Here is a 25,200-nt window from a genome sequence, read left to right as displayed (position 1 = left end):
ATCGGGGGAGAGGTGGCTCGGCGAAGCCGAGACGGAGTGGGGGTCGACCAGCGCAGCATGAGACCATGCATGCGCCAAGCTGCCATGCACGTTATCGCCAAAGACCAGCCGCTTGGAAATGTGTGCATCTCCTAGCCGAAGTAGGGGAGATGGCCGGCAGGCCAGAGGGGACGCGAAGGAACGCAGCGGCAAATTTCCCTGACGACAATTTTGTCCTCGGCTCGCGGCATCCTTGTTAACGGCTGAGCAAAACCTCAACGGCCGCCGCGATGGCGAGAAGTCGACGATCTTCCCCATGCTTGCCCACCAGCATCAACCCGGCCGGCAGCCTGGTGCCCGGCATCGGCAGCGAGATGGCGCAGAGGTCGAACTGGTTGGCGACCTGCGTGTTGCGCAACAGCAGCCCTTCCGTCCTGTCGCGCAAGGCTTCGTCGCCGGCCATGGTGGCAACGGACGGCGCGACCATCGGCACGGTCGGCAAGGCCAGCACGTCGACCGCATCCAGCCGTTCCGCCATCGCCGCCGCAAGCTCGCCGCGACGGCGGATCGTGCGGATATAGACCGAAGCGGGAACCGCCAGAGCGCGCGACAATGGCCCGGTGACATGCGGATCGACCGGCACCGAGGCGCCACTCGCCAGCCAGTCAGCATGCACTTCGGCGCCTTCCATTGAGGCGATCGTGCTGCGTCTGGTCGCCGCGCGCATCTCGGCGATGAGATCGTCTATGGGCAAATCGGCGACGCGGGCGCCGGCCTGACCGATCCTGTCGATGCAAGCCTCGAAAGCTTCGGCGACCTCGGCTTGCGTTTCGTCGAACAGAACGCCGCGCGGAATGCCGATGCGCAAGGTCGCGAGCGGGACCGGCTGAAGCGCCGCCGGCTCATCTGCGGCCATGATCGCATCGGTGAAGGCGCAATCGGCGACGCTGCGGGCAAGCGGGCCGATCGAATCCAGCGTCATCGACAGCGGAAAGGCGCCGGCCAGCGGCACGCGCCGCGCCGTCGGCTTGAAGCCGACGATGCCGTTGAGCGAGGCCGGGATGCGCGCCGAGCCGCCGGTGTCCGAACCGATCGAGATGTCGCTTGTGCCCTCGCCGACCGCAACGCCCGCCCCAGATGAGGAGCCGCCTGGAATCAGGCTGGCGTCGGCGGCATTGCCCGGCGTGCCATGGTGCAGGTTGTCGCCGATCGCGGTGAAGGCGAATTCGGTCATGTTGGTCTTGCCGAGAATGACCGCGCCCGCCTGGCGCAACCTTTGCACGATTGCCGCATCTCGCGCGGCAGGTGCCGCTTCGGCACGGATCAGCGAACCCGCCGTCGTCGGCTCGCCGGCGACGTCGAACAGATCCTTGATCGAAACGATGCGCCCGTCGAGCGGGCCAAGGCTGACGCCGGCCTTGCGGCGAGCATCGGACGCATCGGCGGCTGCCAGCGCGGCCACGGCATAGAGCTTCGTGTAGACCCGCTCCTCGGCTGCGCGATTGGCAAGACGTGACAGGATGGCTTCGAGACGATCGCGGACGGATTGCATTTTCGATGTCGGGCCTTGCAAAGTTGCAACGTCTTTTAGGCGCGCGGCCTGATGTTGGGCCGGCAAAGAGATAACCCGGCAAGCGTGCCTTTGCACCCTGCCAGCGATAGGAAGATGCTGATGCTGTACAAAGGCAGCTGCCACTGCGGCAAGGTGGCATTCGAGGTCAAGGGTGAGATCGGCGGCGCGGTGCGCTGCAACTGCTCGATCTGCGCGCGCAAGGGCGCGCTGCTGTGGGCGGTGCCGCATGAGAAGCTCAGTCTGGTCGCCTGGGGCGACGACCTCGGCCGCTACACCTTCGGCAAGGCTCAAATCGCGCATCGCTTCTGCCGGACCTGCGGAATCCACCCCTTCGCCGAGGATGTCGGCGAAAGCGGCGAGCGCACGGCCTATATCAACATCAACTGCCTCGACGACGTCGATGTCGCCAGCATCGAAGTGTTCGAGTTCGACGGTCGTGCCGCCTAGGCGGCGGGTCGATCAAAGGCCTTGATTGAGATCAAGGGCTATTCCCGATCCGCCGCTATCTTGCCTGCGAGCTTATTCGAGAGGGCACGATGAACAGGCGAACGATGCTCGCGGGCGCAGGCGCCGCGCTTGTCGCGGCGGGCACCGGTGTTGCCGGTTGGCGATCGGCGGTCGGATCCATGACCCAATATGAGGCCTTCGCCGCCGGATTGCGTGACCGCCTGACGCCCGATCTTGAGGCCGTCGTCCGTTACGCAACCTTGGCAGCCAATAGCCATAATACGCAGCCCTGGCGGTTCCAGCTTGAAGGGCAAGCAATCGAGATCCGGCCTGACCTTCAGAGGCGGACCCCGGTCGTCGATCCTGACGATCATCATCTCTATGTCAGCCTGGGATGCGCCGCGGCCAATCTCATGCTCGCCGCGGCGGCGACTGGCCGAACCGGCGAGGCTTCGCTTACGGCCGACGGCAACGGAATCCGTTACGATTACCTCATGGGCGAGGCGAAAGCGGACCCGTTGGCCGATGCCATTCCGAAACGCCAATCGACGCGTGCCGAATATGATGGCCGCGCCACCCCTGTCGCGGATCTCGTCGAGCTTGAGCGCGCAGCCGCGATACCGGGCGTGAGCCTAGCGCTTGTCACGGATCACAGGCAGATGAAGCAGGTGCGGGACCTCGTCCTTGCCGGCAATGAAGACCAGATGAACGACCCCGCATTCATGCATGAGCTGAAGCAGTGGATCCGCTTCAACCCGCGCAGCGCGATGGCTCGAGGCGATGGGCTCTTCTCAGCTGCGAGCGGCAGCCCGGTGCTGCCGACCAGCCTTGGCCGGATCGCCCTGGACCGGTTGTTCAGCGCCGCCCAGGAGAATGAGAAATACGCCAGTCAGATCGACTCATCGGCAGGGGTGGCGATCTTCTTTGCCGAGCGGCCGGACCGCGATCACTGGATCAGGGTCGGCCAGGCGTGCCAGCGCTTCGCTTTGGCCGCAACGAGCCTGGGACTTAAGCTCGCCTTCATCAATCAGCCTGTCGAGGTCGCCCGCCTGCGCGCCGACCTGGCGGGGATTGTCGGCGAGACCCGCAGGCCGGATATTGTGATGCGCTTCGGATATGGGCCGGCCTTGCCGCTTTCGCCAAGGAGGCCGGTGGCTTCGGTCATCGCATAATGGTCGAGATGATCAGAGGCGGTTGACCCGCCAGCCGGGCTGCCCGCCGGCTCTCGGCCTGGTCGGGCGCGGTGCGATAAGGCGGCAGGCGAAGCGGCTATCCCGCATGCCGCAGGCTGACGCCGCTGCCCTTGTCGAACAGCACCACCTTGTCGGGATTCCAGGCAAAGCGCACGGCCTGTTCGATCGAAACGTCGGTCCTGGCTGGGACGGTGGCGCGCAGCATCGTGTCGCCGACCCTGAGCGTCAGGATCTTCTCCACGCCATGGTTCTCGACATCGTGGACGCGCGCTTCCACCGGCGCGCCGCTCTCCAGATGGACATCCTCCGGGCGGATGCCGAAGACGAGCGGCCGACCGTCGGTCGCGCCGCTCGTCCTGCCCCCGCCAAAACTCTTGGCCCCAGTTGCAAGCGGCAGCTCGAAATTCACCGGCGCCATCACCGCGCGGTCGTTGACCAGCTTGCCGTCGATGAGGTTCATCGGCGGCGAGCCGACGAAGCTCGCGACATAGGTGTCGCGCGGATTGTTGTAGATCTCATGCGGCGTGCCGGTCTGGACGATGCGGCCATGGTTGAGCACGCCGACCTTGTCGCCCATCGACATGGCCTCGATCTGGTCATGCGTGACGAACAGGAAGGTGGCGCCAAGCTGCATCTGCAGGTTCTTCAATTCCGTGCGCAGCGCCTCGCGCAGCTTGGCGTCGAGCGCCGACAGCGGCTCGTCCATCAGGAAGACGCGCGGCTTGCGCACGATGGCGCGGCCGATCGAGACGCGCTGCATCTCGCCGCCGGAAAGCCGGTCGGTCTTGCGGTCGAGCAGATGCTCGATACGAAGCGTGCGGGCGGCGCGCGCGACGCGGTCCTTGATCTCGGCATCCGGCAGCCGGCGGATCTTCGGTTTCAGCGGGAATTCGAGGTTCTGTCGCACCGTGTAACGCGGATAAAGCGAATATTGCTGCAGCACCAGCGCGACGTCGCGTTCGGCCGCGCCCCAGTCGGCGACGTCGACGCCGTCGATGAAGACCTGGCCCTCGGTCGGCTTGTCGAGCCCGGCGATCAGGCGCAGCGTCGTCGTCTTGCCGGCGCCGGTTTCGCCGAGCAGCACGAAGAACTCGCCGTCGGCAATGTCGAGATTGAGCCCGGTCAGCGCGGTATGGCCGCCGAATTTCTTGGTGATGTTCTTGAGCTCGATATGGGCCATGTCTACTGTCTCATTTCCATTTCGAGGGTAATCAGCCCTCCGCTACGGCTCCGGGCGTTCGATTGTTCGAAAGGCCAAATCGTTGGCCTTTCGTGTCCTTCGGCCATCACAGTCTCACCCCCAGCGACTTGCCGCTTGCCGTGTCGAAGAAATGCGCCTGCTCCGGATCGATGCGGACATGGACCTTCTCGCCGGGACCCGAGACGTAGCCGGCCTTGGTGCGCGCGCGCAGCATCGTGGAGCCGACCTTGAGGTCGACGATGTCGAAGGATCCGAGCGGCTCGATGATGCTCGCCTCGACCGGCATGTAGCCGGACGCCGCATCGTGCCGGACGAGCACGCCCTCCGGCCGGATGCCAAGCGTCAGGCCACCGTTGGAATGCCCGTTGAGCTTGGACAGGAGCCGGTGGGGGAACTCGAAGCCCGCCGGCGCCTCGCCGACCGTGACGGAAGCGGCGCCGGCCCGATCCGCGACGCGGGCCTCGGCGATGTTCATCACCGGGCTGCCGACGAACTGCGCCACGAACAAGTTAGCCGGGTGCGAATAGACCTCGTCCGGCGTGCCGACCTGCTGAATGAAGCCCTCATGCATGATGACGATGCGGTCCGCCAGGCTCATCGCCTCGATCTGGTCGTGGGTGACGTAGATCGTGGTCGATCCCTGCTTGACGTGCAGGCGCTTGATCTCAGCCCGCATCTCCTCGCGCAGCTTGGCGTCCAGCGCGCCGATCGGCTCGTCCATCAGCATCGCCTTCGGCCGCCGCACCAGCGCCCGGCCGATCGCCACGCGCTGCATGTCGCCGCCCGAAAGCGCCGACGGCCGCTTGTCGAGCAGGTCGGTGATACGCAGGACCCGGGCGACCTCACGCACGGACTTGTCGACCTCGCCGCTGCTCATGCGAGTAGCGCGCAGCGGAAAGGCGACGTTCTCGAACACCGTCATATGCGGGTAGAGCGAGAAGGACTGGAACACCATGGCGATATCGCGATCGGCGGCCTTGAGGTGCTGCACCGGCTTGCCGTCGATCAGGATGTCGCCCTTGTCGATCGTCTCCAGCCCCGCGACCGCGCGCAGCGTCGTGGTCTTGCCGCAGCCGGACTGGCCAAGCAGCACGATGAACTCGTTGTCGGCGATGGCGAGGTTCAAATTGTGGATGACCTGGACGGCACCGAAGAATTTCTCGATGCCGCGAAGTTCGATCTGCGTCACTGCCGGGCTCCCTCATGCGTCGCGGCGCCGGTTTCCTCGCTCTGCTCCGGCGCGATCTTGGACGTGATGTTGAAGCCGATCAGCCCGATCAGGATGATCGTCACGCCGTAGGAATGCAGGTTGAGGCTCCATGGCTGGCAGAGCGCGACGATGCCGAGCACCATCAGGATCTGCGAGGCCGGCAAAAGGTACTTCTCGTTGGCGGCTCGAAAATTCATTTGCGGATCGCCCCGAACGTCACGCCGCGAAGCAGATGGTTGCGCAGCAGGAAGGTGAAGATCGCGACCGGCAAAAGGAACAGGAAGGTGCCGGCCGCGATCGTGGTCCAGTCCGGCAGACCGGAGCCGATCTGCGACGGGATGAAGGGCGGCGCCGTCTGGGCGCGCCGGTTGGTCATGATCAGTGCGAAGGCGTATTCGTTCCAGGCGGTGATGAAGCAGAACACGGCTGTCGCCGCAATGCCCGTCGCCGCTTCCGGCAGCACGATCTTGAAGAAGGCCTGCATGCGCGTGTAGCCGTCGACGAGCGCTGCCTCCTCATATTCCTTCGGGATCTCGTCCATGAAGCCTTTCATCAGCCAGACCGAGAAGGACAGGTTGAACGCGACGTAGAGGATGATCAGCCCGATATGCGAGTCGTTGAGGCCGACCATGCGGTACATCAGGAACATCGGAATGGCGACCACCACCGGCGGCAGCATGCGCGTCGACAGGATGAAGAACAAAAGATCCGCCTCGCCGGCGATCTTGAAGCGGGAGAAGCCGTAGGCGGTGAAGGTTCCCATGCCGACCGCGAGCACCGTGCTGATCACCGCCACGATCAGGCTGTTCATGAAGCGGTCGGGATATTGCGAAAGCTGCACATCCTTGCCGACCTTCAGCACCCGCTCGCCGCCGTCATAGATGCGTTTTTCCCACCACGGCGCGGCCTCGTAGACTTGCGGGTCGACGGGCTTCTGCATCTGCACGCGCTTGGTGAACAGGCGGATGAACGGCGTCACTTCCGGCTGGAACAGCACGGTTGGCGGCACGCTGACGGCGAGCTCCTTCGGCTTGAACGCCGTCGAGGCGATCCAGTAGATCGGCGCCAGGAAGATCAGCGTCGCGACCAGCACGGCGGCGATTGCCGCGCGATTGAAAGCGACTTCGGAAGAAGTGCGGACGGCGGCCATCTCAGCGCTCCTTCACCTTGTTGAGATACTTCACGTAGAGATTGGTGATGGCCAGCACCATGATCAGCACGATGTAGGCCAGTGCGCAGGACTTGCCTGTATCCCACTGCTGGAAGGCCTGCTTGTAGAGCCGGATCGCGATCAGCTCGGCGGTCGGCTGGGTCGTCATCGTGTAGGCGATGTCGAATGTCTTGAAGGCTTCCATGGTGCGGAAGATCAGCGCGATCAGAAGGATCGGCGAGACCAGCGGCAAGGTGATGCGCGTGAAGGTGTACCACCATCCCGCGCGGTCGATCGCGGCGGCCTCGTAGAGATGTTGCGGCACCGCCGACAGGCCGGCGAGCGACAAGAGCATGACGAAGGGCGACCACATCCATATGTCGGTGATCGCGACCGCGTAGAGCGCGCTGTCGGGATTGGACAGCCAGGCGAAGTCGCCAAGGCCGAAGACATAGTTGATCGGGCCCCAGGACGGACTGTAGAGCAGTTGCCAGAACAGGCCGACGACTGCCGCCGACATCATCATCGGCAACAAAAGCAGCGTGGTGATCAGGCCCTTCATCGGAAAGGAGCGGTTGAGCAGAAGCGCAAGGCCGAAGCCGACGACCATCTGACCCGCCACCGAAACGATGACATATTTCGCCGTGATGACGAAGTTCGACCAGATGTGGTCGTCGCTGAGCAGCTCGCGATAATTCTGCAAGCCGACGAACTGCCATGGCTCGCTGCGGTTCGCGGCGAAGTTCGTGAAGGAATAGCCGAGCGAATAGATCAGCGGAAAAATGTTGAAGACGATCAGGAAAACCAGCGTCGGGATGATGAACAGATTGCGGATGGTCAGGTCCGACCAGCCGCGCGCGGCGGCCCTGGAGGCCGGATCAAGATTGGTGAGGGCTACCGAAGCCAACGAATGTCTCCCTGAAAACAGGAATGCCGGAGGGGAAACCCTCCTCCGGCATTCTGACTGTGGTGCTTACTTGTAGCGGTTGTACTTGGTGAAGGTCGCCTTCCAGTCGGCGGCGGTCTTGTCGAGCGCCTCCTGGGCGGTGCCCTTACCGCCGACCACGAACGGATAGATGTTCTGGTTCAGCTGATCGAGCACTTCGGCGTATTCAGGCGTTGCCCAGAAGTCCTTGACCATGAACATCGTGTCGTAGAACGCCTTGTTGTAGGGCGTCGCGTTCTGGAAGGCATCCGACTTCAGCACGGCCTGGCTGCAGGTGTAGCCGCCGAGTTCGGCCCATTTCTTCTGGGTCTCGTCCTTGATGAACCACTCCAGGAACTTCATCGCCTCGTCCTTGTTCTTCGAATACGATACGACCGAGATGCCCTGGCCGCCGAGAGCAGCAAAACGCTTGCCGTCTGGACCGGCCGGGTTGGCGAAGAAGCCGGTGGCGTCGGCATAGGGGTTCGTGGCCTTGTTCACCAGCGGTGGGAAGAAGGCGAAGAAGTTCATGCTCATCGCGGCGAGACCGCCAGTGATCGCCTGGTTGTCTTCCACGAAAAAGGTCTTGCCCCAGCCGGGCGGCGTGAACTTGTAGAGTTCCTTGTACATGTCGAGGCCGGCGGCGGCCTCTTTCGAATTGGTGATGCCGTCGACCTTGTAGGTGGCATAGTCGCCGAGATCGCCGCCATAGCTGAAGATGGCGCTTTCGACGCCCATCGCCATCGCGTCATAGGAATTGTCGGTGTAGATGGCGACGCCGTAGCGCTTCTGGTCCGGACGGTGGAAGAACTCGGCGATGTCGCGCAGCTGCGCATAGGTGGTCGGCACGGCGAGGTCGTAGCCGTACTTCGCCTTGAAGGCCTCCTTCTCCTTCGGGTCCTCGAACCAGTCCTTCCGGTAGGACCAGCCGATCGCGTCGCCTTCCAGCGGGATCGCCCAATATTTGCCGGAACCACCGGGATATTCGGCATAGTACTTGATGGTCGCCGGCGCCATCACGTCATTGAGCTTGTGCTGGTTGAAGAAGTCGGTCAGGTCGACATAGTGGCCTTGCGTCGAACCGGCGCCGAGCCATTGCGAGTCGCCGACGACCATGTCGTAGGCGTCGCCATGCGCGTTGAATTCGGTGAAGGCCTTGGTCTGGAAGTCGGGCCACGGCGTGGTCTGAACCGTGACCTTCACGCCGGTCTCGGCCGTGTAGTCGTTGACGAGCTCCTGCAGGTAGTTCGCCGGATCCCATTCCGCCCAGAAGATGGTGAGTTCCTTGTCCTGCGCGCGGACGGATGTCCCGCAGGCAAGTGCCAGCCCGATACCAGCGATCACGCTGGTCACAATCTTGCGCATAGTTTTCCTCCCTTGTGCGCATTCCACCGTGTCATGCGAGCCGGCGATGAGGCCGACCCTGGTAGTTCCTCCTGTGATGCGCCTCCCCGGTTTCAGGCCTCCTCGCCCTGCCGGAAATGGATCGCAGCCTTGACTTTTGCTCCGCGTTGTCCGCCCTAATCTGGTATTACCAATTTTCGCTTGGCGTCAAGCGCTTTCTTGAGCGGCTGATAGCAGCCGAACAGGCGGATCATTACGATATCTGGCTGTTTTCCCTCGTTTTTCCTACTCTGCGATACGTGGAGCCCTTGTCACGGCCCGTCCACCACAACTAACATTCGAAAATGACTTCACGATCTGGTCGAACCAGATTTAAGCGGCTGTCACCTTTGACGCTGCCGCCATCTCTGCTCATGTCGCCCCTGATTCCGCCATTGCCGCCCGCACCAGCGCGCCCGCCGCCCATTGCGCCACTGACATCATTTCCGCGCTGTCCAGCCCCCAGATGTCCTTCAGCACCGTGACCACCTCGACGCCGAACACCAGCGACAGCGCCTGCGCCAGGCGCCTGAACTGACGCGGCTTCAGGCGGCCCTTGAGCGGCGCGATCGCATCCTTCAGCAGGTCGACGCGATGGCCGCGCGTGAAAGCGGGCTCGGATCCGAGCGTGCCGGCCTGGCGTCGCGCCCATTGGTCGAGGGACAGCTTCAGCGCCGCCTTGAACGTCGCCTCGAAGGCCTCGATGCGCGGCATCGCGGTGGCAAACAGATCCGCCACGCGCCGTTCGGCATCATCGGAGGCCGACTTCCAGGTGAGGATCGGGCCGAGCCCTTCGTCGACCACGGCCTGCACCAGCGCCGCCTGGCTCGGGAAATACCGGTAGGCGGTTGCGCGCGACACCTCCGCCGCCTCCGCGACCTCGCTGACCGAGGGTGTCATGCCGGACTGCATCAACCGCGTCGCCGTCTCCAGCATCAGCCGCCTGGTGCGGGCGCGCGCCCCCTTCTCGACGGCCGGCCCCTGGGCGGCCTCATCCTTGGCGACGGCTTGTTGACGTGAGACATCCATATCAATACGATACGCGCGTCTCAAAAATTTGCAATGGCGCAATGCCGGGCAATCACGGGACCCCACCAGCGACGAGGCTTTGCCGAGGAGCTTAAGGGTGGGGCAAGAAAGATGGGTCCCCACCAGCGACGAGGCCTTTGCCGAGGAGCTTAAGGGTGGGGCAAGAAGGCAGGCGGCAAAGCCGAACATGCCGGACGACGGGGAAACGCGCATGAAGCGCATCTATGTGGTCGGCACCGCCGACACCAAAGGCGAGGAGCTTGCCTTCCTGGCCGATGCCGTCGCTGCTGCGGGCGGCGCGGTCGTGCGTGTCGATATCGGGACGCGGGGCGCGACCGTCCCGGTCGGTATCCCGGCCAGCGAGGTCGCCGCGCATCATCCCAAGGGAGCCCACGCGGTTCTCGGCCTCGATGACCGCGGCGCCGCCGTTGCCGGCATGGGCGTCGCCTTCGCCGGTTTCATCCGCTCGCGCGACGACATCGCCGGTGTGATCGGCATCGGCGGCGGCGGCGGCACCTCGATCGTCACCGCCGGCATGCGCGCGCTGCCGCTCGGCCTGCCGAAGCTCATGGTCTCGACGCTGGCTTCCGGCGACACCGCGCCTTATGTCGACGTGTCCGACATCATCATGATGCCGTCGGTCACCGACATGGCGGGACTGAACAGGCTCTCCCGCGTCGTGTTGCACAACGCCGCCCAGGCAATCGCGGGCATGGCCGCGAAGCCGGCCCCGGCCGCCGCCGGCAAGCCGGCGCTCGGGCTCACCATGTTCGGCGTCACCACGCCTTGCGTGACGGCGATCGTCGAGCGCCTGCGCGCCGACTATGACTGCATGGTCTTCCACGCCACCGGCACCGGCGGCCGCTCGATGGAGAAGCTCGCCGACAGCGGCCTGCTGGCCGGCGTCCTCGACATCACCACGACCGAGGTCTGCGATCTCCTGTTCGGCGGCGTGCTGCCGGCGACCGAGGATCGCTTCGGCGCGATCGCCCGCACGAAATTGCCCTATGTCGGCTCGGTCGGCGCGCTCGATATGGTGAATTTCTGGGCGCCCCCGACCATCCCGGAAAAATATCGTGGGCGACTGTTCTACGAGCACAATCCCAACGTCACGCTGATGCGCACCACGGCCGACGAATGCCGCCGGATCGGTGAATGGATCGGCGGCCGTCTCGCGCGCTGCGACGGCCCGGTCCGTTTCCTGATCCCGGAAAAGGGCGTCTCGGCGCTCGATATAGAAGGCGGCGCCTTCTTCGACGCGGAGGCCGACGCGGCGCTGTTCGATGCGATTGAGCGCACGATCGAGCCGACCAAGGACCGCACCGTCACGCGCCTGCCGCTGCACATCAACGATCCCGCCTTCGCCAAGGCCGCGGCCGAGGCGTTCCTCGACATCGCCAGGAAGTGAGACAGACAAGCATGGTCGCCATCCCGCGCAAAACGATCCTGGAGAAATTCCGCAAGATGATCGCCGACGGCGTGCCGATCGTCGGCGGTGGCGCCGGCACCGGCCTGTCGGCCAAGGCCGAGGAAGCCGGCGGCATCGACCTGATCATCATCTACAATTCGGGCCGCTACCGCATGGCCGGACGCGGCTCGGCCGCCGGCCTGCTCGCCTATGGCAACGCCAACGAGATCGTCAAGGAAATGGCCTATGAGGTGCTGCCGGTGGTGAAGAAGACGCCGGTGCTGGCCGGCGTCAACGGCACCGATCCCTTCGTCATCATGCCGCTGCTGCTTTCCGAGCTGAAGACGATGGGCTTTTCCGGCGTGCAGAACTTTCCGACCGTCGGCCTGTTCAACGGCACCATGCGCCAGAGCTTCGAGGAGACCGGCATGGGTTTTGGCCTCGAGGTCGACATGATCGCCGAAGCGCATAAGCTCGACCTGCTGACCACCCCTTACGTCTTCAATCCTGACGAGGCGCGCGCCATGACCAAGGCTGGCGCCGATATCGTCGTCGCCCATATGGGTGTGACGACCGGCGGCTCGATCGGCGCCACCTCGGCGAAAACGCTCGACGCCTGCGTGAAGGAGGTCGACGCCATTGCCGACGCGGCGCGCTCGGTGCGCGAGGATGTCATCCTGCTTTGCCATGGCGGACCGATCTCGATGCCCGACGACGCGCGCTACATCCTCGAGCGCTGCGAGGGGCTGCACGGCTTCTATGGCGCGAGCTCGATGGAGCGGCTGCCCGCCGAGGCGGCAATCGCCAAGCAGACGGCGGATTTCAAGGCGATCACGAAAAAGAAGGGATGAGGCGATGGCCGACAGGAGCAAGGTGTTTGTCTACCCGAAGGATGTCAGCGCCTTCGGCTTCGACTGGGGCAGACTGTCGCTGACCGTGGCGCCGGAAGTGAACGGCGCCGAACGCTTTTCAGGCGGCGTCGTCGACCTGCCGCCCGGCCAGGGCCACAGCCGCCACAATCATCCCGGCGCCGAAGAGATCATCTTCGTCATCTCCGGCAATGGCGAGCAGATGGTCGAGGACGAGAAGGGCAATCCGGTGGTGGCCAAGGTCGGCCCCGGCTGCACCATCTACGTGCCGGAAAGCCGCTTCCACTCGACGCTCAACACCGGCGACCAGCCGATGCAGCTCTTCGTCGTCTATTCGCCCGCCGGCCCGGAGCTGGCGCTGCGCGATCTGCCGGATTTCAGGCTGTTGCCGGCGGGCGCATAATCTTCAGCGTCGCAGCCCCCTCATCCGGCCGCTTCGCGGCCACCTTCTTCCCGGCGGCGAGAAGAGGTTAGCGGCGGCGCTTACCTGCTCCTCTCCCCTCGGGGAGAGGTCGGATTGCCCCGAATTGCTCTTCGCAATTCGGCTGGCAATCCGGGTGAGGGGGAGCGCCGTCGAAGCTAAGCTGCCGCCCCACCCCTGTTCCACCCCCGCCCGCGGTCGCCGAACATCACATAACCGCTGTCGGTCACCGCGACCGTGTCCTCCAGCTTGATGAAGCCGCGTGTCGGGTGGAGCATGGTCGTCTCGACAGAGAGCACCATGTTCTTTTCCAGCGGCTTGGCCGCATAGGTGCCTTCATAGGCGACCGGATGGTTGGTCATCAGGAACGGCGCCTCATGCGTGATCAGGCCCATGCCGTGAGCGAAGAAATCCGTATAGGCCGCGACCCTGGAGGCCTTCAGCACGCCTTCCGCATGCGCGATCATATCGCCGCCAAGCGTGCCGGCCTTGACCTTGGAAAAGGCAGCTTGCTGCACCGTCTCGACTTCGGCCAGCAGATCCTCCAACTCGGCATCCGGCTCGCCGAGCACGCCCATGCGGCAGAGGTCGCCGATATAGCCGTGATAATTGCCGCCGGAATCGATCGACAGCACCTCGCCCTTCTTCCACGCCTGGCTGGACGAAGCGCGGTTGTGGCTGGAGCCCAGCGTCAGCAGGCAATATTCGAAATGCGCGCCGCGATTGGTCTCCTCGCGCCTGAGCCGCTCGATGATATCGGTCTTGCTCGTGCCCTCACGCGCCCAGGCGATCGTCGCCAGCATGGAATCGGTGATCAGCTCGGAGGCGATGCGCAGCTGTTCCAGCTCCGCTTCGGTCTTGATGGCGCGCATGGTCTCGAGCATGCCGGTCGCATCGATCAGCTTGGCATCCGGCAGCGCCTTGCGGATCAGCATATATGCGTCGGACGGCAGGAAGCCGGGCTCGATGCCGATGCGCGCCGCCGACTTGCCGATCTGGCGCAGATGCTCCACCGCCAGATTGGCGGCATCGAGCGTGCCCCAGCAGGCGGCATGCAAGGTCGGAGTCCAGAACGGATGGTTCTGATGCTCGCCGCCTTCCATCTTGTTGCCGATATAGGCCGCGTGTTCCGGCCCGCCCTTTTCGTAGAGCACGATCGGCAGGTAACGGCTATGGCCGATCGCATCCATGGCGGCGAAAAAGATGAACTTGTAGCCGCCGAGCAGATATTGCGTGTTGTGCTTGGAGGTGGCGAACAGCACGTCGATGCCGGCCTCTTCCATCAGCCGGTCCACCCGCGCGTCGTCGAAGGGAATGCTGCTGACCTCGGTCTTGCCCGGAGCGATGTTCATCTGCCTCTCCCTGATTTCATCGGCCGCAAGGAGCGCCGAACGTTATGATTTATGGCGGTCGGCCAAATCTGCATCATTTTGGCCGCTCTGGTCCAGCCAGAACTGATCACTTTCGCGCCTAAGGCGGTTTATGCCCGAATCTCCATCCCGCTTCGCTATAATCTGGTCTTACCAAATATGAGAATGAGAGCTTCTTTCGGCCGGCTGGTCCAGCGGACGGAAATTTCAAAGCCAAGCCATGATGCGCCAAATCCGTCTCTGGCGAAACCTTTGCCAAGGGCCATAATCACGCGATTGGCGCGCCTGCGACGGCGCGAAGAGGGGAGTTTGAACGATGTCCGAATTGACGATTTCACGCCGCGGCCTGCTGGCCGGTTCGGCGCTGCTGCTGGCTTCGACCGCGCTGCCGGCCATCGGCTTCGCGCAGACGCCGAAGAAGGGCGGCCGTCTCGTATTGGCCGCCGATTCCGAGCCGCGCAACCTCAACCCGGCGATCGTCGCCTCCAACGGCGTCTTCTTCATCTCCAGCAAGATCGTCGAGACGCTGGCCGAAGCCTCCTTCGACGGCAAGGACGGGCTACAGCCGCGACTCGCGCTTTCCTGGGAGGGTGCCGCCGACGGCCTGTCGGTGACCTTCAAATTGCGCGACGGCGTCAAATGGCATGACGGCAAGCCCTTCACCTCCGCTGATGTCGCTTTCTCGGCGCTGCAGATCTGGAAGCCGCTGCAGAATCTCGGCCGCGCCGTGTTCAAGGACCTGGAGGCCGTCGAGACGCCGGACGAGCTGACCGCAATCTTCAAATTCGCCAAGCCGACGCCCTTCCAGCTCATCCTCAACGCGCTGCCGGCGCTGTCGAGCGTCGTGCCGAAGCACGTTTATGAAAACGGCAAGATCGAGGACAACCCGGCCAACAACGCACCGGTCGGCACCGGTCCGTTCAAATTCGCCGAATACAAGGCCGGCCAATATTACCGGCTGACGCGGAACGACGCCTATTGGGGCAAGGACGAGCCCTATCTCGATGAGATCGTCTACCAGGTGCTCCCCGATCGCACGTCCGCCGCAGCAGCACTCGAAGCCGAGGAGATCCAGCTCGCCGCCTTCTCCGCCGTGCCGCTGGCCGACCTCGACCGGATTTCCAAAGTGCCGGGCCTGAAGGTCATCACCAAGGGCTATGAAGGGCTGACCTACCAGCTCGTCGTCGAGATCAACCACCGTCGCAAGGAACTGGCCGATCTGAAAGTACGGCAGGCGATCGCCCATGCCATCGACAAGGATTTTGTCGTCAAGACGGTCTTCCTCGGCTATGCCGCGACCGCCACCGGTCCAGTGCCGAAGAACGACCCGCAATTCTACACCGCTGACGTGCCGACCTATCCTTTCGACGTCGCCAAGGCCAACGCGCTGCTGGACGAGGCCGGCTACAAGCGCGCCGACGACGGCAAGCGCTTTGCGCTGAAGCTTTTGCCGGCGCCCTATTTCAACGAGACCAAGCAGTTCGGCGATTATCTGCGCCAGGCGCTGGCGGCGATCGGCATCGACGCCCAGATCGTCAACAACGATTCCGCTGCGCACATCAAGGCCGTCTACACCGACCATGCCTTCGACCTCGCCGTCGGCCCGCCGGTGTTCCGCGGCGACCCGGCGATCTCGACCACCATCCTGGTGCAGAGCGGCATTCCGGACGGCGTGCCCTTCTCCAACCAGGGCGGCTACAAGAACGCCGAGCTCGACGCGCTGATCGTCAAGGCATCCGAGACGCTCGATACCGCCGCCCGCACCGAGCTCTACAAGGAGTTTCAGAAAAAGGTCGCCGCCGACCTGCCGCTGATCAACGTCGCCGAATGGGGCTTCATCTCCGTCGCGCGCGATACGGTCGGCAACATCGCCAACAACCCGCGCTGGGCTGTGTCGAACTGGGCGGACACTTATTTGGCGGGCTGATCCGGCACTTGCGGATCGGCAGTCAAGGTGCTCAGCTTCGAGAATGAGAGTTCCTTCGCGCCCCCCTCTGTCCTGCCGGACATCTCCCCCACAAGGGGGCAGATTGGCAGCTTCCGCGCCCCACACCTCCCTGCAACGTTGGAGATTAGCGAAAGCCGCGATGACAGCTGATCTCCCCCTTTGTGGGGGAGATGTCCGGCAGGACAGTGGGGGGCGCCGTAGAGCGCGACCTCGGAGGATTGCGAGCAGCGTCCTTTCGCTATGACCCGCGCCCTCACCATCCTGCGCCGTCGCCTCGTCGGCAGCGTCTTCGTGCTGCTCATCGTCGTCATCGGCAGCTTCCTCCTCCTCGAAGCCGCTCCGGGCGATGCGGTCGACGCCTATATCGTCTCGACCGGCGGCGACGCCGGCATGATCGAACTGCTGCGCCATCGCTGGGGCCTCGACCAGTCGGAGCTCACCCGCCTCGCCAGCTATCTGTGGGCGCTGCTGCATCTCGACCTCGGCCAGTCCGTCACCTTCTCGCGACCGATCCGCGAGATCATCCTCGAACGCCTGCCGACCACACTGATCCTGATGGGCAGCGCCACCGCGCTTTCCTTCGGCCTCGGCTCGGCGCTCGGCATCTATGCCGGCGCCAGGCCCGGCACCTTTCGCGACCGCTTCCTGTCGATCGGCTCGCTGGCGCTTTATGCCGTGCCCGGCTTCTGGCTCGGCCTCGTGCTCATCGTCGTCTTCGCCGTCGATTTGCGCTGGCTGCCGATCGGCGGCATCGAGACCATCGCCTCCGGTAAAACCGGACTGACCCGCGCCGCCGATATCGCCACCCATCTGGTGCTGCCGGTGTCGGCGCTCGGCTTCATCTATCTCGCGCTCTATCTGCGCATGATGCGCGCCGGCATGGCCGAGGCCTGGCGGCAGGATTTCGTGCTCGCCGCCCGCGCCAGGGGCCTGTCGCGCCGCCGCATCGTGCTTGCCCACGTCGCCCGCAACGCGCTTCTGCCATTGGTCACCATGCTCGGCCTGCAATCGGCGCAGATGCTTGGCGGCAGCGTCGTCATCGAAAGCGTCTTCGCCGTGCCCGGTCTCGGCCGCCTGGCGCAGGAGGCCGTCGCCGGACGCGACACGCCGCTGCTGCTCGGCATCATCCTGGTCAGTGCGGTGCTGGTCGTCGTCATCAACCTTCTGGTCGATCTCGCCTACGCCTTCCTCGATCCGCGCGTCGGCGCCGGCGAGGCAAGCGCATGAACCGCCTGCGCCGTTTCTTGCGCACCCCGGAAGCGATCGCCGGCGTGCTTATCCTCGCCCTGCTCCTCGTCATGGCCTTGGCGGCGCCGCTGTTCTTTCCCGGCGATCCGCAGGCGATCGCCGGCCCGGCGCTGCTGCCGCCGTTCCAGGACTGGCGGCTGCCGCTCGGCACCGACCGGCTCGGGCGCGACGTGCTGGCCGAGCTGTTCCATGGCGCCCGTACCTCATTGGCGGTCGGCCTGGCGGCGGCTGCCGCCGCGCTCCTGATCGGCGCCGTGGTCGGCACCTTGGCCGGCTTCGCCGGAGGGCTCGTCGACGAAGTGCTGATGCGCGTCACCGACGCCTTCCAGACCGTGCCGGGCTTCCTGCTGGCGCTCGCCTTCGTCAGCATTGTCGGGCCGTCGCTCAGCGTTGTCGTTGCTGCGATCGCGCTCAGCGCCTGGACCGGACCTGCGCGCGTTGCCCGCGCGGAAGTGCTGTCGATCCGCGAGCGCGACTACGTCACGGGAGCCCGCGTCATCGGCATGCACCCGCTGGAGATCGCTTTTCGAGAGGTGCTGCCCAATGCCTTGCCGCCGGTGCTGGCGCTATCCTCGGTGATCGTCGCGGCCGCGATCCTCACCGAGGCCGCGCTTTCCTTCCTCGGCCTCGGCGATCCCAACCGTGTCACCTGGGGCGGCATGATCGCCGAAGGCCGCACGGTGCTGCGCACCGCGCCGTTCCTGTCGATCATTCCCGGCATTGCGCTGGTGCTGACGGTGCTCGGCGTCTACCTCGCCGGGGAAGGCGTGGTGGAAAGCACCGCGGTGCGCAGGAGCCTGTCGTGACGGCGTTGCTTTCCATTCGCGATCTGGCGGTGCGGTACCGACGCGGCGGTGTGCCGGCGCTGAAAGATGTGAGCCTAGATGTTCTCGCTGGCGAGCGCCTAGCGATCATCGGCGAAAGCAGTTCGGGCAAGAGCACACTGGCACTGGCTGTTGCGGGGTTGTTGGCGAGGTCCGCTACGATCGGAGGAACCATCAATTGGAAGATACCGAAATCGCAAACGTCTCATTCCTTCGCGCCCCCCTCTGTCCTGCCGGACATCTCCCCCAAAAGGGGGGAGATTGAGCCCTCGTCGCCACCTTCGCCAATTTCCAACGTTGCGGGGAGAGAGCCGACAGCGGAACTGCTAATCTCCCCCCAAGTGGGGGAGATGTCCGGCAGGACAGAGGGGGGCGCCGTAGCGCGCCAACTTTCTCAGCCTCGCGATACCATCCCCCTCCTCGGCCGTGACATCGGCTTTGTCTTCCAGGACCCCTCCTCCAGTCTCGACCCGGTCATGCCAATCGGCAAGCAGATCGCCGAGGTCGCGCGCACCCATCTTCACCTCACTTGGCGCGAAGCCATCGCCAAGGCCAAAACCCTCCTCGAACGCGTCCGTCTCCCCAATCCCGAGGCCACTCTCCACGCCTACCCCCACCAGCTCTCCGGCGGGCAAAAGCAGCGCGTGGCGATCGCCGCGGCAATCGCCGCCGGACCGAAACTCCTGATCGCCGACGAAGCGACCAGCGCGCTCGACACCATCGTCCAGGCCGAGATCGTCGCCCTGATCCGCAGGCTGGTCAGCGAGGACGGCATGACGCTCATCTTCATCAGTCACGACATCGCGCTCGCCGCCTCGCTCGCCAATCGCATCGCGGTGCTGCGCCACGGCGAACTGGTCGAACTCGGCGAGACCAGTCAAATCGTCAACGCGCCGCAGCATGCCTATACGCGCGCCCTGCTCGACGCTCATCTTGGCCTCGACGCCGAGCCTCTGCTTGACCGACAGGGCACCTCGGCATGAGCGTGCTTGCCGTCTCCAATCTCACCAAGCGCTACCATCGCGGCGGCAAGCCTTTCGCGGCAGTCGACGAGGTGTCCTTCGACGTCGGCCCGGCGGAGACGCTGGCGCTCGCCGGCCCATCCGGCAGCGGCAAATCGACCATCGCAAGGCTGGTGCTGCGGCTGATCGAGCCCGATGCCGGCCGCATCGACTTCGAAGGCGCGAATTTCTTCGCACTGTCAGGCGCCGCTTTGCGCGCCCGCCGTGCCCGCCTGCAAATGGTGTTCCAGGACCCGCTCGCCGCCTTCAATCCCCGCGCCACGGTGGCGCGCGTGCTGGGCGATCCCTTGCGCATCCACGGTATCGCCCCGCGTGCCGAGCGTCCACGCCGCATCGCGGCGCTTTTGGAGCGCGTCGGCCTCGATACCGGCCTCGCTGCCCGCGCCATTCACGAGATTTCCGGCGGCCAGCGACAGCGCGTCGCGATCGCCCGCGCCATCGCCACGCGGCCGTCGCTGATCGTGCTCGATGAAGCCGTGTCGGCGCTCGACGTGTCGGTGCGTGGGCAGATCCTGGAATTGCTGCTCGACCTGCAACGGCAGGAACGGATCGCCTATCTGTTCATTTCGCATGACCTCGGCGTCATCCGCGCCGTGGCGCACCGCGTCGTCATCCTCGATGCCGGCCGGATCGCCGAGAGCGGCGATGCCCGCGCCGTCATCGCCGATCCGCAATCGGCCGTCGGCAAGGCGCTGGTGGCAGCGACACCGAAACTTGTCAGAACCAGTCAGGACGCATCATGACCAACCCCGAATCCGCCAGAGCCGAGAAACTGTCGCGCGAGCTCGATTCCGCTTTCCGCAACCGCGCCGACCTCTACCGCCTCTTCCTCGACGAACTGACCGCCGAGCTCGGCGTCGAGAAGGCCGAGGCGGTGATGATCCGCAGCATCGAGAAGCGCGGCCGGGAAGTCGCGGCAGCGGCCTTCGCCGGCTTCGGTCCCAACGACGCGCCGGCGATTGGCGAAGCGTTCCTCTCCGTCAGCCCGGATGGTGGGCGCATGTATCCGACCGACGTCGAGCGCGGGCCTAACCACATCGCCTTCAAGGTCAAGCGCTGCCCGCTGAAGGATGCGTGGGTGGAAGCAGGCGTCGGCGAGGAGAAACTCGCCACGCTCTGCCGCATTGCCGGCGCCTTCGACCGCGGCCTCTTCGAGGCCACCGGCGTGCGTTTCGACAATGTCACTTGGACGCCGGGCCACGGCCCGGCTGCTGCCACATCGCGCTGACCAATCGGGACGCCTAAAGCAATTCCACGAAAAGTGCGCAGCGGTTTTCCGTCCGGAATTGCGCAAAAACAAAGAGACTAGCCGGTACAGCCCTAACCTTCGGCAAAGACGTGCAGCTCGCCGCCCGCCTTGTCGATCGCGGCGCGCAGCTCCGCTGCCGGCTCGCTGTCGGTGACGATGTCCGAGACCTCGCTCAGCGCGCAGACGCGCTCCAGGCCGCTGCGGCCGAACTTGTCGTTGGTAACGACCAGCATCGTCGACAGCGACCGCCTCATCATCGCCCGCTTCACCGCCGCCGCGCCCGAGATCATGTCGCTCGGCCCTTCGGCGTTCAACGCCGAGGCGCCGATGATGGCGACGTCGGCATTGTAGCGGCGCACGAATTCGACCGTGTCCTCGCCAAGCACCGCGGCCTCGCGGCTGTCATAGGTGCCGGGGCAGAGGATCACGCGGAAGCCGGGATTGGCGCCGGCCACCGAGGCGACCCCGATTGAGTTGGTGATGATTGTCAGGTCCCGGCCGTGCTGCGAGAGGCTGCGCGCCACCTCGTAGGTTGTCGATCCACCGTCGATCATCACGATCGAGCCTTTCTCGACCAGTCCGGCCGCACCACGCCCGATGCGGGCCCGCTCCTCGACCATTGTGAGGCCGCGCTCGGCAATCACCGGTTCCGACGTCACCAGCGAAATGGTGGCGCCGCCATAGGTGCGGTTGAGCAGCCCCGCCTCGCCGAGCTCGATGAGATCTCGGCGGATGGTCTCGCCGGCCACGCCGATGCGGCGCGCAAGCTTCGAGATGCGGATCGAGGCGGAGCGCCGGACCTCTGACAGGATCAGCTCATGGCGCTCCTTCTTCGTCAGTCGGCCCGGCTCGATGTTCATCCGCTTTTCCTTCTCGGGATTTCCCTCCCGGCGCAGAGACATTAGCCACGCCAGGGCAAGGAAACCAGCGTCAGTGCCGGAGCCGGTCGCGCATGGCATACCACAGCATGCCAAGCACATAGAGCGGCCCGCGCAGCGCCGTGCCTCCGGGAAACGGCAGCGGCGTCAGCGTCGAGAACAGGTCGAGCCGCGAGGCATCGCCCGTGATCGCTTCCGCCAGGAGCTTGCCCGACAGCGTCGACAGGATGACGCCCTTGCCGGAATAGCCATGCGCGAAATAGACCTCGCTATAATGCCCGACATGCGGCAGGCGCGACGTCGTCACCGACACCAGCCCGCCCCAGGCGTGGTCGATGCGGCAGCCCTTGAGTTGCGGAAAGGTCTTTTCCATATGCGGCCGCACGAAGCCGGCAATGTCGGCCGGCGGCGACGGCGTGTAGCGCTCGCCGCCGCCGAACAGCAGGCGGCCGTCCGCCGACATGCGGTAGTAGTTGACGACAAACAGCGTGTCCGAGACCGCGACATTGGCCGGGATGACATTGCGCTCGTCCAACGGCTCGGTGGCGACGATGTAGTTGCCGACCGGCATGATGCGGCTGTTGACGCGCGGCTCCAGTCCCTTGAGCAGCGCATCGCCGGCCAGCACCACATGCCTGGCGCGGACCGAGCCTTTGTCGGTGAACACCCGGGTGGAAGGCTCGCGCTCTAGCCGCACCGCAACCGAGTTCTCGTGGATGACGACGCCGGCGCCAACCGCGGCCCGCGCAAGCCCCAGCGTGTAGTTAAGCGGATGCATGTGTCCGCCGAGCCTTTCATAGACCGCGCCCTGATAGGGCGTGTCGACCATCTGCCGCGCCTCGGCCGCCGACAGGATCTCGACATCGGTGAACTTCATCACCTTGGCGAGGCATTCGGCCTCTTCCTCGAAGTCGCGCACATCCGAAGCGCTGACCGCGCCGACCAGATGACCGTTCAGGCGCAAGTCGCATTCGATGCCGTGGCGCTCGATGATGTCGAGCACCAGCCCGCGCGCCTCGAAGGCCAGGTCGAACAGTGCCTTGGCCCGTTCCGGCCCGAAGGACTTGACCAGGCCCTTGGCGCCCTTGCGCAGGCCGGGGATCATCTGGCCGCCATTGCGGCCCGAGGCGCCCCAGCCGATCTTGCCGCCTTCGAGCAGCACCACCTTCAGGCCGCGCTCGGCCGCATGCAGCGCCGCCGAAAGACCGGTGCAGCCGCCGCCCACCACCACCAGGTCGGCATCGACGTCACCGGCAAGTGCTGGATGGTCAGGCGCCGGATTGGCGGTGGCGACATAGTAGGATTTGCCGATATCGAGACCGGAATTGAAACCTGTCAAACGCGAAGCCATGGTCACACCTTGAGCAGCAGGTGGTCGCGTTCCCAGGACGTCACGACGCTCTGGAACAGGTCGAGCTCGACGCTCTTCACGCGCAGATAGGTCTGGAAGAAATCTTCGCCGAGCAGCGCCCGCACGGGCTCGCAGGCGGCGAAACGATCGAGCGCTTCCTCCATCGTCTTCGGCAGCGTGCTCCTGCTTTTATAGGCATTGCCGAAGGCCTCCTCCGAGCGCGGAAGCTTCTCCTCGATGCCGAGATAGCCGGCGATCAGCGAGCCGGCCATGGCGAGATAGGGATTTGCGTCCGCTCCTGGCAACCGGTTTTCGATGCGGCGCGCGGCGCGCCCGCCCAGCGGCACGCGCAGACCGCAGGAGCGGTTGTCATGCGACCACTCGATGTTGGCCGGAGCGCTGTGACCGGGGCGGATGCGACGGTACGAATTCGCGTGCGGCGCGAACAGCGGCATGATTTCGGGGATGTATTTCCGCAGACCGCCGATGAAATGCGAGAACATCGCGCTGTCCTCGCCGTCCTCGCCGGCAAACAGCGGCTCGCCCTTCCGGTCGACGATCGACATGTGCAGATGCATGGCGCTGCCGGCCTGCGCGGCGATCGGCTTGGCCATGAAGGTGGCATGCATGCCGTTTGCCTGGGCGATCTGCCGCGCCAGGCGCTTGAACAGAAGCACCTGGTCGGCGAGCGTCAGCGGATCGCCATGCAGGAGATTGATCTCGAGCTGCGCCGTGCCGGATTCATGGATCAGCGTCTCCACCGGCAAGCCCACGACGGCGGCGTATTCGTAGAGCCGCCGCGTCACTGCTTCGAACTCCTCCATCGCCTGCATGTCGTAGGGATGCTGCACGTTTTCCGGCCGGCCGTTGCGCCCGACGGGCGCCGTGATGGGACGATCCGGGTCGGGATTCGGCGCCGTGAGGTAGAATTCGAGCTCCGGCGCCACCACCGCGCGCCAGCCGCGCTGCTCATAAAGCCCGAGCACGGCTTTCAGCACATGGCGCGGCGAGGCCATCCACGGCCGGTCGTCCATGTGGAACGTATCGGCAAATACATAGGCTCGGCCGGCGCTGCCTGGCGCAAGGCAGAGGCTCGAAACGTCGGGCACCATGCGCATGTCCGGATCGGAATAGGCAAAGCCCTCGTCGATCGAGCCGGAATAGCGGCCGTCGATAGCCACCAGGAACGCGCTGCTCGGCAAATAGAGCGCGCGGTCGTCGAGCGACTTGAGGAATTTGGCGACCGGCAAGGTCTTGCCCCGCAACACGCCGTTGACGTCGGGCACGAAGCATTCGACTTCGTCGATCGCGTGCGCCTTCAGCCAGCTTTGCGTGTCCGCGCCGGGGAATGAGGTGTTCAGATTGTCAGGCATTGGTCATGTCCGTACGAAGGAGAGATCGCTTCGGCGGGCATGTCCGTTCCGGTAGGGCGTTATCTAAGCTGCGTTATCCGAGGACGGACGCCCGCCTGATGGCCGGCCGAAAGGCCGGGGTCAGCGCGTCCTGCACCCCTTCGGTCCAGCCGTCGCGAACGACATGCGAGCCGACCTTCGTCTCCTCCGCGCGCTGCAGGTTCTCGTGGCGGCAGCAGCGCATGATCAGTGATATCCCGCACGCGCAAAAGAAATACCGCAGGCGACAACCTGATGCCTTTCGCAGTGTTGCTGTTTTGCACGTTGCATGACGGGTCTCATCGAAGTGAGCTTATGATTTGACCGATCATCGCCGCCGGCGCAAGTCCGCTTCGCTGGACCAGATCAGCCGATGCTCTCGCCGCCGTCAACCACCAGCGCCTGTCCGGTCATGAAGGACGAGCGGTCTGAGACAAGGAACAGGATGGCCTCGGCAATCTCCTCCGCGCTCGCCCAGCGCCCCATCGGAATCTTGGTGCGGACATAGTTTTCGATCGCATCGCGCCCGCCCATCTGGGCAATGAACGGCGCGTTGAACGGCGTGTCGACCCAGCCCGGGCAAAGCGCGTTGACGCGCACATTGTGCTTTGCATAGTCGAGCGACATCTGCCTGGTCATCGCCACCACGGCGTGCTTGGACGTGGCATAGGCGATCATCTCGCGGTCGTAGAACACCCCGGAATTGGACGCCGTGTTGAGGATGACGCCGCCGCCCTGAGCGATCATCGTTGGCATCACGGTCTTGGCCGCCAGGAACTGCGCCCGCACATTGATCCGCCACGAAGCGTCCATGCCGTCAGTGCCGACTTCGGTCAGCGTGCCGCCGACCTGGATGCCGGCATGGTTGTGCAGGATGTCGATGCGGCCATGCCTGCCGAGCGTCCCCTCGATGAGCTCTTCGATAGCCGCATCATTGCCGACATCGATGGCGACAGCCTCGGCGCGGCCGCCGGCGTCGCGGATGTCGGAAGCGGTGGCTTCGCCGGAAGCCGGATCGCGGTCGGCGATGACCACGATCGCTCCTTCCCGCGCCATGATCATCGCGCCGGCGCGCCCGATGCCCGATCCGGCGCCGGTCACCACGGCGATACGGTCCTTCAGGATCATGGA

Annotated in this window: 25 protein-coding genes; 11 read left to right on the top strand and 14 right to left on the bottom strand. The window is 64.9% G+C overall.

The features are described 5' to 3' along the window. Positions 1 to 235: 235 nt before the first annotated feature. Positions 236 to 1,531, bottom strand: coding sequence for an amidase (locus E5X34_RS25245; RefSeq protein WP_292570384.1), 1,296 nt, complete (start codon positions 1,529 to 1,531; stop codon positions 236 to 238). A gap of 120 nt (positions 1,532 to 1,651) precedes the next feature. On the opposite strand from E5X34_RS25245, the gene E5X34_RS25240 reads away from it, so the two are divergent. Both E5X34_RS25240 and E5X34_RS25235 read left to right on the top strand, forming a co-directional pair. Beyond that, entirely contained in the window at positions 1,652 to 1,999 is a 348-nt protein-coding gene (locus E5X34_RS25240; RefSeq protein WP_126064307.1) for a GFA family protein, read from the top strand. Positions 2,000 to 2,088: 89 nt separating this feature from the next. After that, complete coding sequence (locus E5X34_RS25235; RefSeq protein WP_292570381.1) at positions 2,089 to 3,171, top strand: nitroreductase family protein; 1,083 nt, start codon at positions 2,089 to 2,091, stop codon at positions 3,169 to 3,171. Positions 3,172 to 3,268: 97 nt separating this feature from the next. On the opposite strand, the gene E5X34_RS25230 is transcribed toward E5X34_RS25235, so the two are convergent. The 7 genes from E5X34_RS25230 to E5X34_RS25200 all read right to left on the bottom strand — a co-directional run bounded on the left by E5X34_RS25230 (position 3,269) and on the right by E5X34_RS25200 (position 10,090). After that, complete coding sequence (locus E5X34_RS25230; RefSeq protein WP_292570378.1) at positions 3,269 to 4,372, bottom strand: ABC transporter ATP-binding protein; 1,104 nt, start codon at positions 4,370 to 4,372, stop codon at positions 3,269 to 3,271. 106 nt (positions 4,373 to 4,478) lie between these two features. Next, entirely contained in the window at positions 4,479 to 5,582 is a 1,104-nt protein-coding gene (locus E5X34_RS25225; protein ID WP_292570375.1) for an ABC transporter ATP-binding protein, read from the bottom strand. Beyond that, positions 5,579 to 5,800 (bottom strand): hypothetical protein, encoded by a 222-nt coding sequence (locus tag E5X34_RS25220; protein WP_292570372.1) that lies wholly within the window; start codon positions 5,798 to 5,800, stop codon positions 5,579 to 5,581. Before E5X34_RS25220 ends, E5X34_RS25225 begins: the two co-directional genes overlap by 4 nt. Further along, a complete protein-coding gene (locus E5X34_RS25215; protein ID WP_292570369.1) occupies positions 5,797 to 6,753 on the bottom strand; it encodes a carbohydrate ABC transporter permease in 957 nt (318 codons plus the stop codon). The genes E5X34_RS25220 and E5X34_RS25215 overlap by 4 nt, the downstream gene beginning before the upstream one ends. A gap of 1 nt (position 6,754) precedes the next feature. Next, entirely contained in the window at positions 6,755 to 7,660 is a 906-nt protein-coding gene (locus E5X34_RS25210) for a sugar ABC transporter permease (RefSeq protein ID WP_042640683.1), read from the bottom strand. A 66-nt stretch (positions 7,661 to 7,726) separates the two neighbouring features. After that, positions 7,727 to 9,043 (bottom strand): extracellular solute-binding protein, encoded by a 1,317-nt coding sequence (locus tag E5X34_RS25205; protein WP_127868306.1) that lies wholly within the window; start codon positions 9,041 to 9,043, stop codon positions 7,727 to 7,729. 390 nt (positions 9,044 to 9,433) lie between these two features. Next, positions 9,434 to 10,090 (bottom strand): TetR/AcrR family transcriptional regulator, encoded by a 657-nt coding sequence (locus tag E5X34_RS25200; RefSeq protein ID WP_292570364.1) that lies wholly within the window; start codon positions 10,088 to 10,090, stop codon positions 9,434 to 9,436. 211 nt (positions 10,091 to 10,301) lie between these two features. Between E5X34_RS25200 and E5X34_RS25195 the strand changes: the two genes are divergently transcribed. The 3 genes from E5X34_RS25195 to E5X34_RS25185 are packed head-to-tail and all read left to right on the top strand — an operon-like array spanning position 10,302 to position 12,770. After that, on the top strand, positions 10,302 to 11,498 hold the full coding sequence (locus E5X34_RS25195; protein ID WP_292570390.1) for a Tm-1-like ATP-binding domain-containing protein: 1,197 nt from the start codon (positions 10,302 to 10,304) through the stop codon (positions 11,496 to 11,498). A gap of 11 nt (positions 11,499 to 11,509) precedes the next feature. Continuing rightward, positions 11,510 to 12,349 carry a phosphoenolpyruvate hydrolase family protein gene (locus E5X34_RS25190; protein WP_292570361.1) on the top strand — a complete coding sequence of 280 codons (840 nt, stop codon included), beginning with the start codon at positions 11,510 to 11,512 and terminating at the stop codon, positions 12,347 to 12,349. A gap of 4 nt (positions 12,350 to 12,353) precedes the next feature. Next, positions 12,354 to 12,770 (top strand): cupin domain-containing protein, encoded by a 417-nt coding sequence (locus E5X34_RS25185; protein ID WP_292570358.1) that lies wholly within the window; start codon positions 12,354 to 12,356, stop codon positions 12,768 to 12,770. A 176-nt stretch (positions 12,771 to 12,946) separates the two neighbouring features. Here E5X34_RS25185 and E5X34_RS25180 read toward each other — a convergent pair whose 3' ends face one another. Next, complete coding sequence (locus tag E5X34_RS25180) at positions 12,947 to 14,140, bottom strand: Xaa-Pro peptidase family protein (protein WP_292570356.1); 1,194 nt, start codon at positions 14,138 to 14,140, stop codon at positions 12,947 to 12,949. A gap of 334 nt (positions 14,141 to 14,474) precedes the next feature. On the opposite strand from E5X34_RS25180, the gene E5X34_RS25175 reads away from it, so the two are divergent. The 6 genes from E5X34_RS25175 (at position 14,475) to E5X34_RS25150 (ending at position 20,428) form a co-directional block, all read left to right on the top strand. Continuing rightward, positions 14,475 to 16,085: an ABC transporter substrate-binding protein gene (locus E5X34_RS25175; RefSeq protein WP_292570353.1), complete on the top strand. Its 1,611-nt coding sequence runs from the start codon at positions 14,475 to 14,477 to the stop codon at positions 16,083 to 16,085. A 261-nt stretch (positions 16,086 to 16,346) separates the two neighbouring features. Beyond that, a complete protein-coding gene (locus tag E5X34_RS25170; protein ID WP_292570351.1) occupies positions 16,347 to 17,333 on the top strand; it encodes an ABC transporter permease in 987 nt (328 codons plus the stop codon). After that, the gene (locus E5X34_RS25165; protein ID WP_292570349.1) at positions 17,330 to 18,160 is read left to right on the top strand and encodes an ABC transporter permease; all 831 of its coding nucleotides are present in this window, start codon (positions 17,330 to 17,332) and stop codon (positions 18,158 to 18,160) included. Before E5X34_RS25170 ends, E5X34_RS25165 begins: the two co-directional genes overlap by 4 nt. Next, positions 18,157 to 19,161, top strand: coding sequence for an ABC transporter ATP-binding protein (locus tag E5X34_RS25160; protein WP_292570346.1), 1,005 nt, complete (start codon positions 18,157 to 18,159; stop codon positions 19,159 to 19,161). Before E5X34_RS25165 ends, E5X34_RS25160 begins: the two co-directional genes overlap by 4 nt. Beyond that, the gene (locus E5X34_RS25155) at positions 19,158 to 19,943 is read left to right on the top strand and encodes an ATP-binding cassette domain-containing protein (RefSeq protein WP_292570344.1); all 786 of its coding nucleotides are present in this window, start codon (positions 19,158 to 19,160) and stop codon (positions 19,941 to 19,943) included. The genes E5X34_RS25160 and E5X34_RS25155 overlap by 4 nt, the downstream gene beginning before the upstream one ends. Then, positions 19,940 to 20,428 (top strand): L-2-amino-thiazoline-4-carboxylic acid hydrolase, encoded by a 489-nt coding sequence (locus tag E5X34_RS25150; RefSeq protein ID WP_292570341.1) that lies wholly within the window; start codon positions 19,940 to 19,942, stop codon positions 20,426 to 20,428. The genes E5X34_RS25155 and E5X34_RS25150 overlap by 4 nt, the downstream gene beginning before the upstream one ends. Before the next feature lie 92 nt (positions 20,429 to 20,520). Here E5X34_RS25150 and E5X34_RS25145 read toward each other — a convergent pair whose 3' ends face one another. From E5X34_RS25145 to E5X34_RS25125, 5 genes are all read right to left on the bottom strand, one after another. Next, positions 20,521 to 21,309, bottom strand: a complete 789-nt coding sequence (locus tag E5X34_RS25145) for a DeoR/GlpR family DNA-binding transcription regulator (RefSeq protein ID WP_292570338.1) — start codon at positions 21,307 to 21,309, stop codon at positions 20,521 to 20,523. A 70-nt stretch (positions 21,310 to 21,379) separates the two neighbouring features. Then, the gene (locus E5X34_RS25140; protein WP_292570335.1) at positions 21,380 to 22,678 is read right to left on the bottom strand and encodes an FAD-binding oxidoreductase; all 1,299 of its coding nucleotides are present in this window, start codon (positions 22,676 to 22,678) and stop codon (positions 21,380 to 21,382) included. Between the two features lie 2 nt (positions 22,679 to 22,680). After that, positions 22,681 to 24,051 (bottom strand): glutamine synthetase family protein, encoded by a 1,371-nt coding sequence (locus E5X34_RS25135; RefSeq protein ID WP_292570332.1) that lies wholly within the window; start codon positions 24,049 to 24,051, stop codon positions 22,681 to 22,683. A 73-nt stretch (positions 24,052 to 24,124) separates the two neighbouring features. Continuing rightward, complete coding sequence (locus E5X34_RS25130) at positions 24,125 to 24,274, bottom strand: hypothetical protein (protein ID WP_292570330.1); 150 nt, start codon at positions 24,272 to 24,274, stop codon at positions 24,125 to 24,127. 161 nt (positions 24,275 to 24,435) lie between these two features. Then, the gene (locus E5X34_RS25125; RefSeq protein ID WP_292570327.1) at positions 24,436 to 25,197 is read right to left on the bottom strand and encodes a glucose 1-dehydrogenase; all 762 of its coding nucleotides are present in this window, start codon (positions 25,195 to 25,197) and stop codon (positions 24,436 to 24,438) included. Positions 25,198 to 25,200 lie beyond the last annotated feature (3 nt).

Source organism: Mesorhizobium sp., from assembly GCF_004963255.1.
GTDB lineage: Bacteria > Pseudomonadota > Alphaproteobacteria > Rhizobiales > Rhizobiaceae > Mesorhizobium.
This window is presented reverse-complemented; position numbering and strand designations above follow the sequence as displayed.

What these genes read in the sequence shown, in the direction of transcription:
- E5X34_RS25245 (WP_292570384.1), bottom strand. Translation starts at nt 1,531, where the DNA reads ATGCAATCCGTCCGCGATCGTCTCGAAGCCATCCTGTCACGTCTTGCC.
- E5X34_RS25240 (WP_126064307.1), top strand. Translation starts at nt 1,652, where the DNA reads ATGCTGTACAAAGGCAGCTGCCACTGCGGCAAGGTGGCATTCGAGGTC.
- E5X34_RS25235 (WP_292570381.1), top strand. Translation starts at nt 2,089, where the DNA reads ATGAACAGGCGAACGATGCTCGCGGGCGCAGGCGCCGCGCTTGTCGCG.
- E5X34_RS25230 (WP_292570378.1), bottom strand. Translation starts at nt 4,372, where the DNA reads ATGGCCCATATCGAGCTCAAGAACATCACCAAGAAATTCGGCGGCCAT.
- E5X34_RS25220 (WP_292570372.1), bottom strand. Translation starts at nt 5,800, where the DNA reads ATGAATTTTCGAGCCGCCAACGAGAAGTACCTTTTGCCGGCCTCGCAG.
- E5X34_RS25215 (WP_292570369.1), bottom strand. Translation starts at nt 6,753, where the DNA reads ATGGCCGCCGTCCGCACTTCTTCCGAAGTCGCTTTCAATCGCGCGGCA.
- E5X34_RS25205 (WP_127868306.1), bottom strand. Translation starts at nt 9,043, where the DNA reads ATGCGCAAGATTGTGACCAGCGTGATCGCTGGTATCGGGCTGGCACTT.
- E5X34_RS25200 (WP_292570364.1), bottom strand. Translation starts at nt 10,090, where the DNA reads ATGGATGTCTCACGTCAACAAGCCGTCGCCAAGGATGAGGCCGCCCAG.
- E5X34_RS25195 (WP_292570390.1), top strand. Translation starts at nt 10,302, where the DNA reads ATGAAGCGCATCTATGTGGTCGGCACCGCCGACACCAAAGGCGAGGAG.
- E5X34_RS25190 (WP_292570361.1), top strand. Translation starts at nt 11,510, where the DNA reads ATGGTCGCCATCCCGCGCAAAACGATCCTGGAGAAATTCCGCAAGATG.
- E5X34_RS25185 (WP_292570358.1), top strand. Translation starts at nt 12,354, where the DNA reads ATGGCCGACAGGAGCAAGGTGTTTGTCTACCCGAAGGATGTCAGCGCC.
- E5X34_RS25180 (WP_292570356.1), bottom strand. Translation starts at nt 14,140, where the DNA reads ATGAACATCGCTCCGGGCAAGACCGAGGTCAGCAGCATTCCCTTCGAC.
- E5X34_RS25175 (WP_292570353.1), top strand. Translation starts at nt 14,475, where the DNA reads ATGTCCGAATTGACGATTTCACGCCGCGGCCTGCTGGCCGGTTCGGCG.
- E5X34_RS25170 (WP_292570351.1), top strand. Translation starts at nt 16,347, where the DNA reads ATGACCCGCGCCCTCACCATCCTGCGCCGTCGCCTCGTCGGCAGCGTC.
- E5X34_RS25165 (WP_292570349.1), top strand. Translation starts at nt 17,330, where the DNA reads ATGAACCGCCTGCGCCGTTTCTTGCGCACCCCGGAAGCGATCGCCGGC.
- E5X34_RS25155 (WP_292570344.1), top strand. Translation starts at nt 19,158, where the DNA reads ATGAGCGTGCTTGCCGTCTCCAATCTCACCAAGCGCTACCATCGCGGC.
- E5X34_RS25150 (WP_292570341.1), top strand. Translation starts at nt 19,940, where the DNA reads ATGACCAACCCCGAATCCGCCAGAGCCGAGAAACTGTCGCGCGAGCTC.
- E5X34_RS25145 (WP_292570338.1), bottom strand. Translation starts at nt 21,309, where the DNA reads ATGAACATCGAGCCGGGCCGACTGACGAAGAAGGAGCGCCATGAGCTG.
- E5X34_RS25140 (WP_292570335.1), bottom strand. Translation starts at nt 22,678, where the DNA reads ATGGCTTCGCGTTTGACAGGTTTCAATTCCGGTCTCGATATCGGCAAA.
- E5X34_RS25135 (WP_292570332.1), bottom strand. Translation starts at nt 24,051, where the DNA reads ATGCCTGACAATCTGAACACCTCATTCCCCGGCGCGGACACGCAAAGC.
- E5X34_RS25130 (WP_292570330.1), bottom strand. Translation starts at nt 24,274, where the DNA reads ATGCGCTGCTGCCGCCACGAGAACCTGCAGCGCGCGGAGGAGACGAAG.
- E5X34_RS25125 (WP_292570327.1), bottom strand. Translation starts at nt 25,197, where the DNA reads ATGATCCTGAAGGACCGTATCGCCGTGGTGACCGGCGCCGGATCGGGC.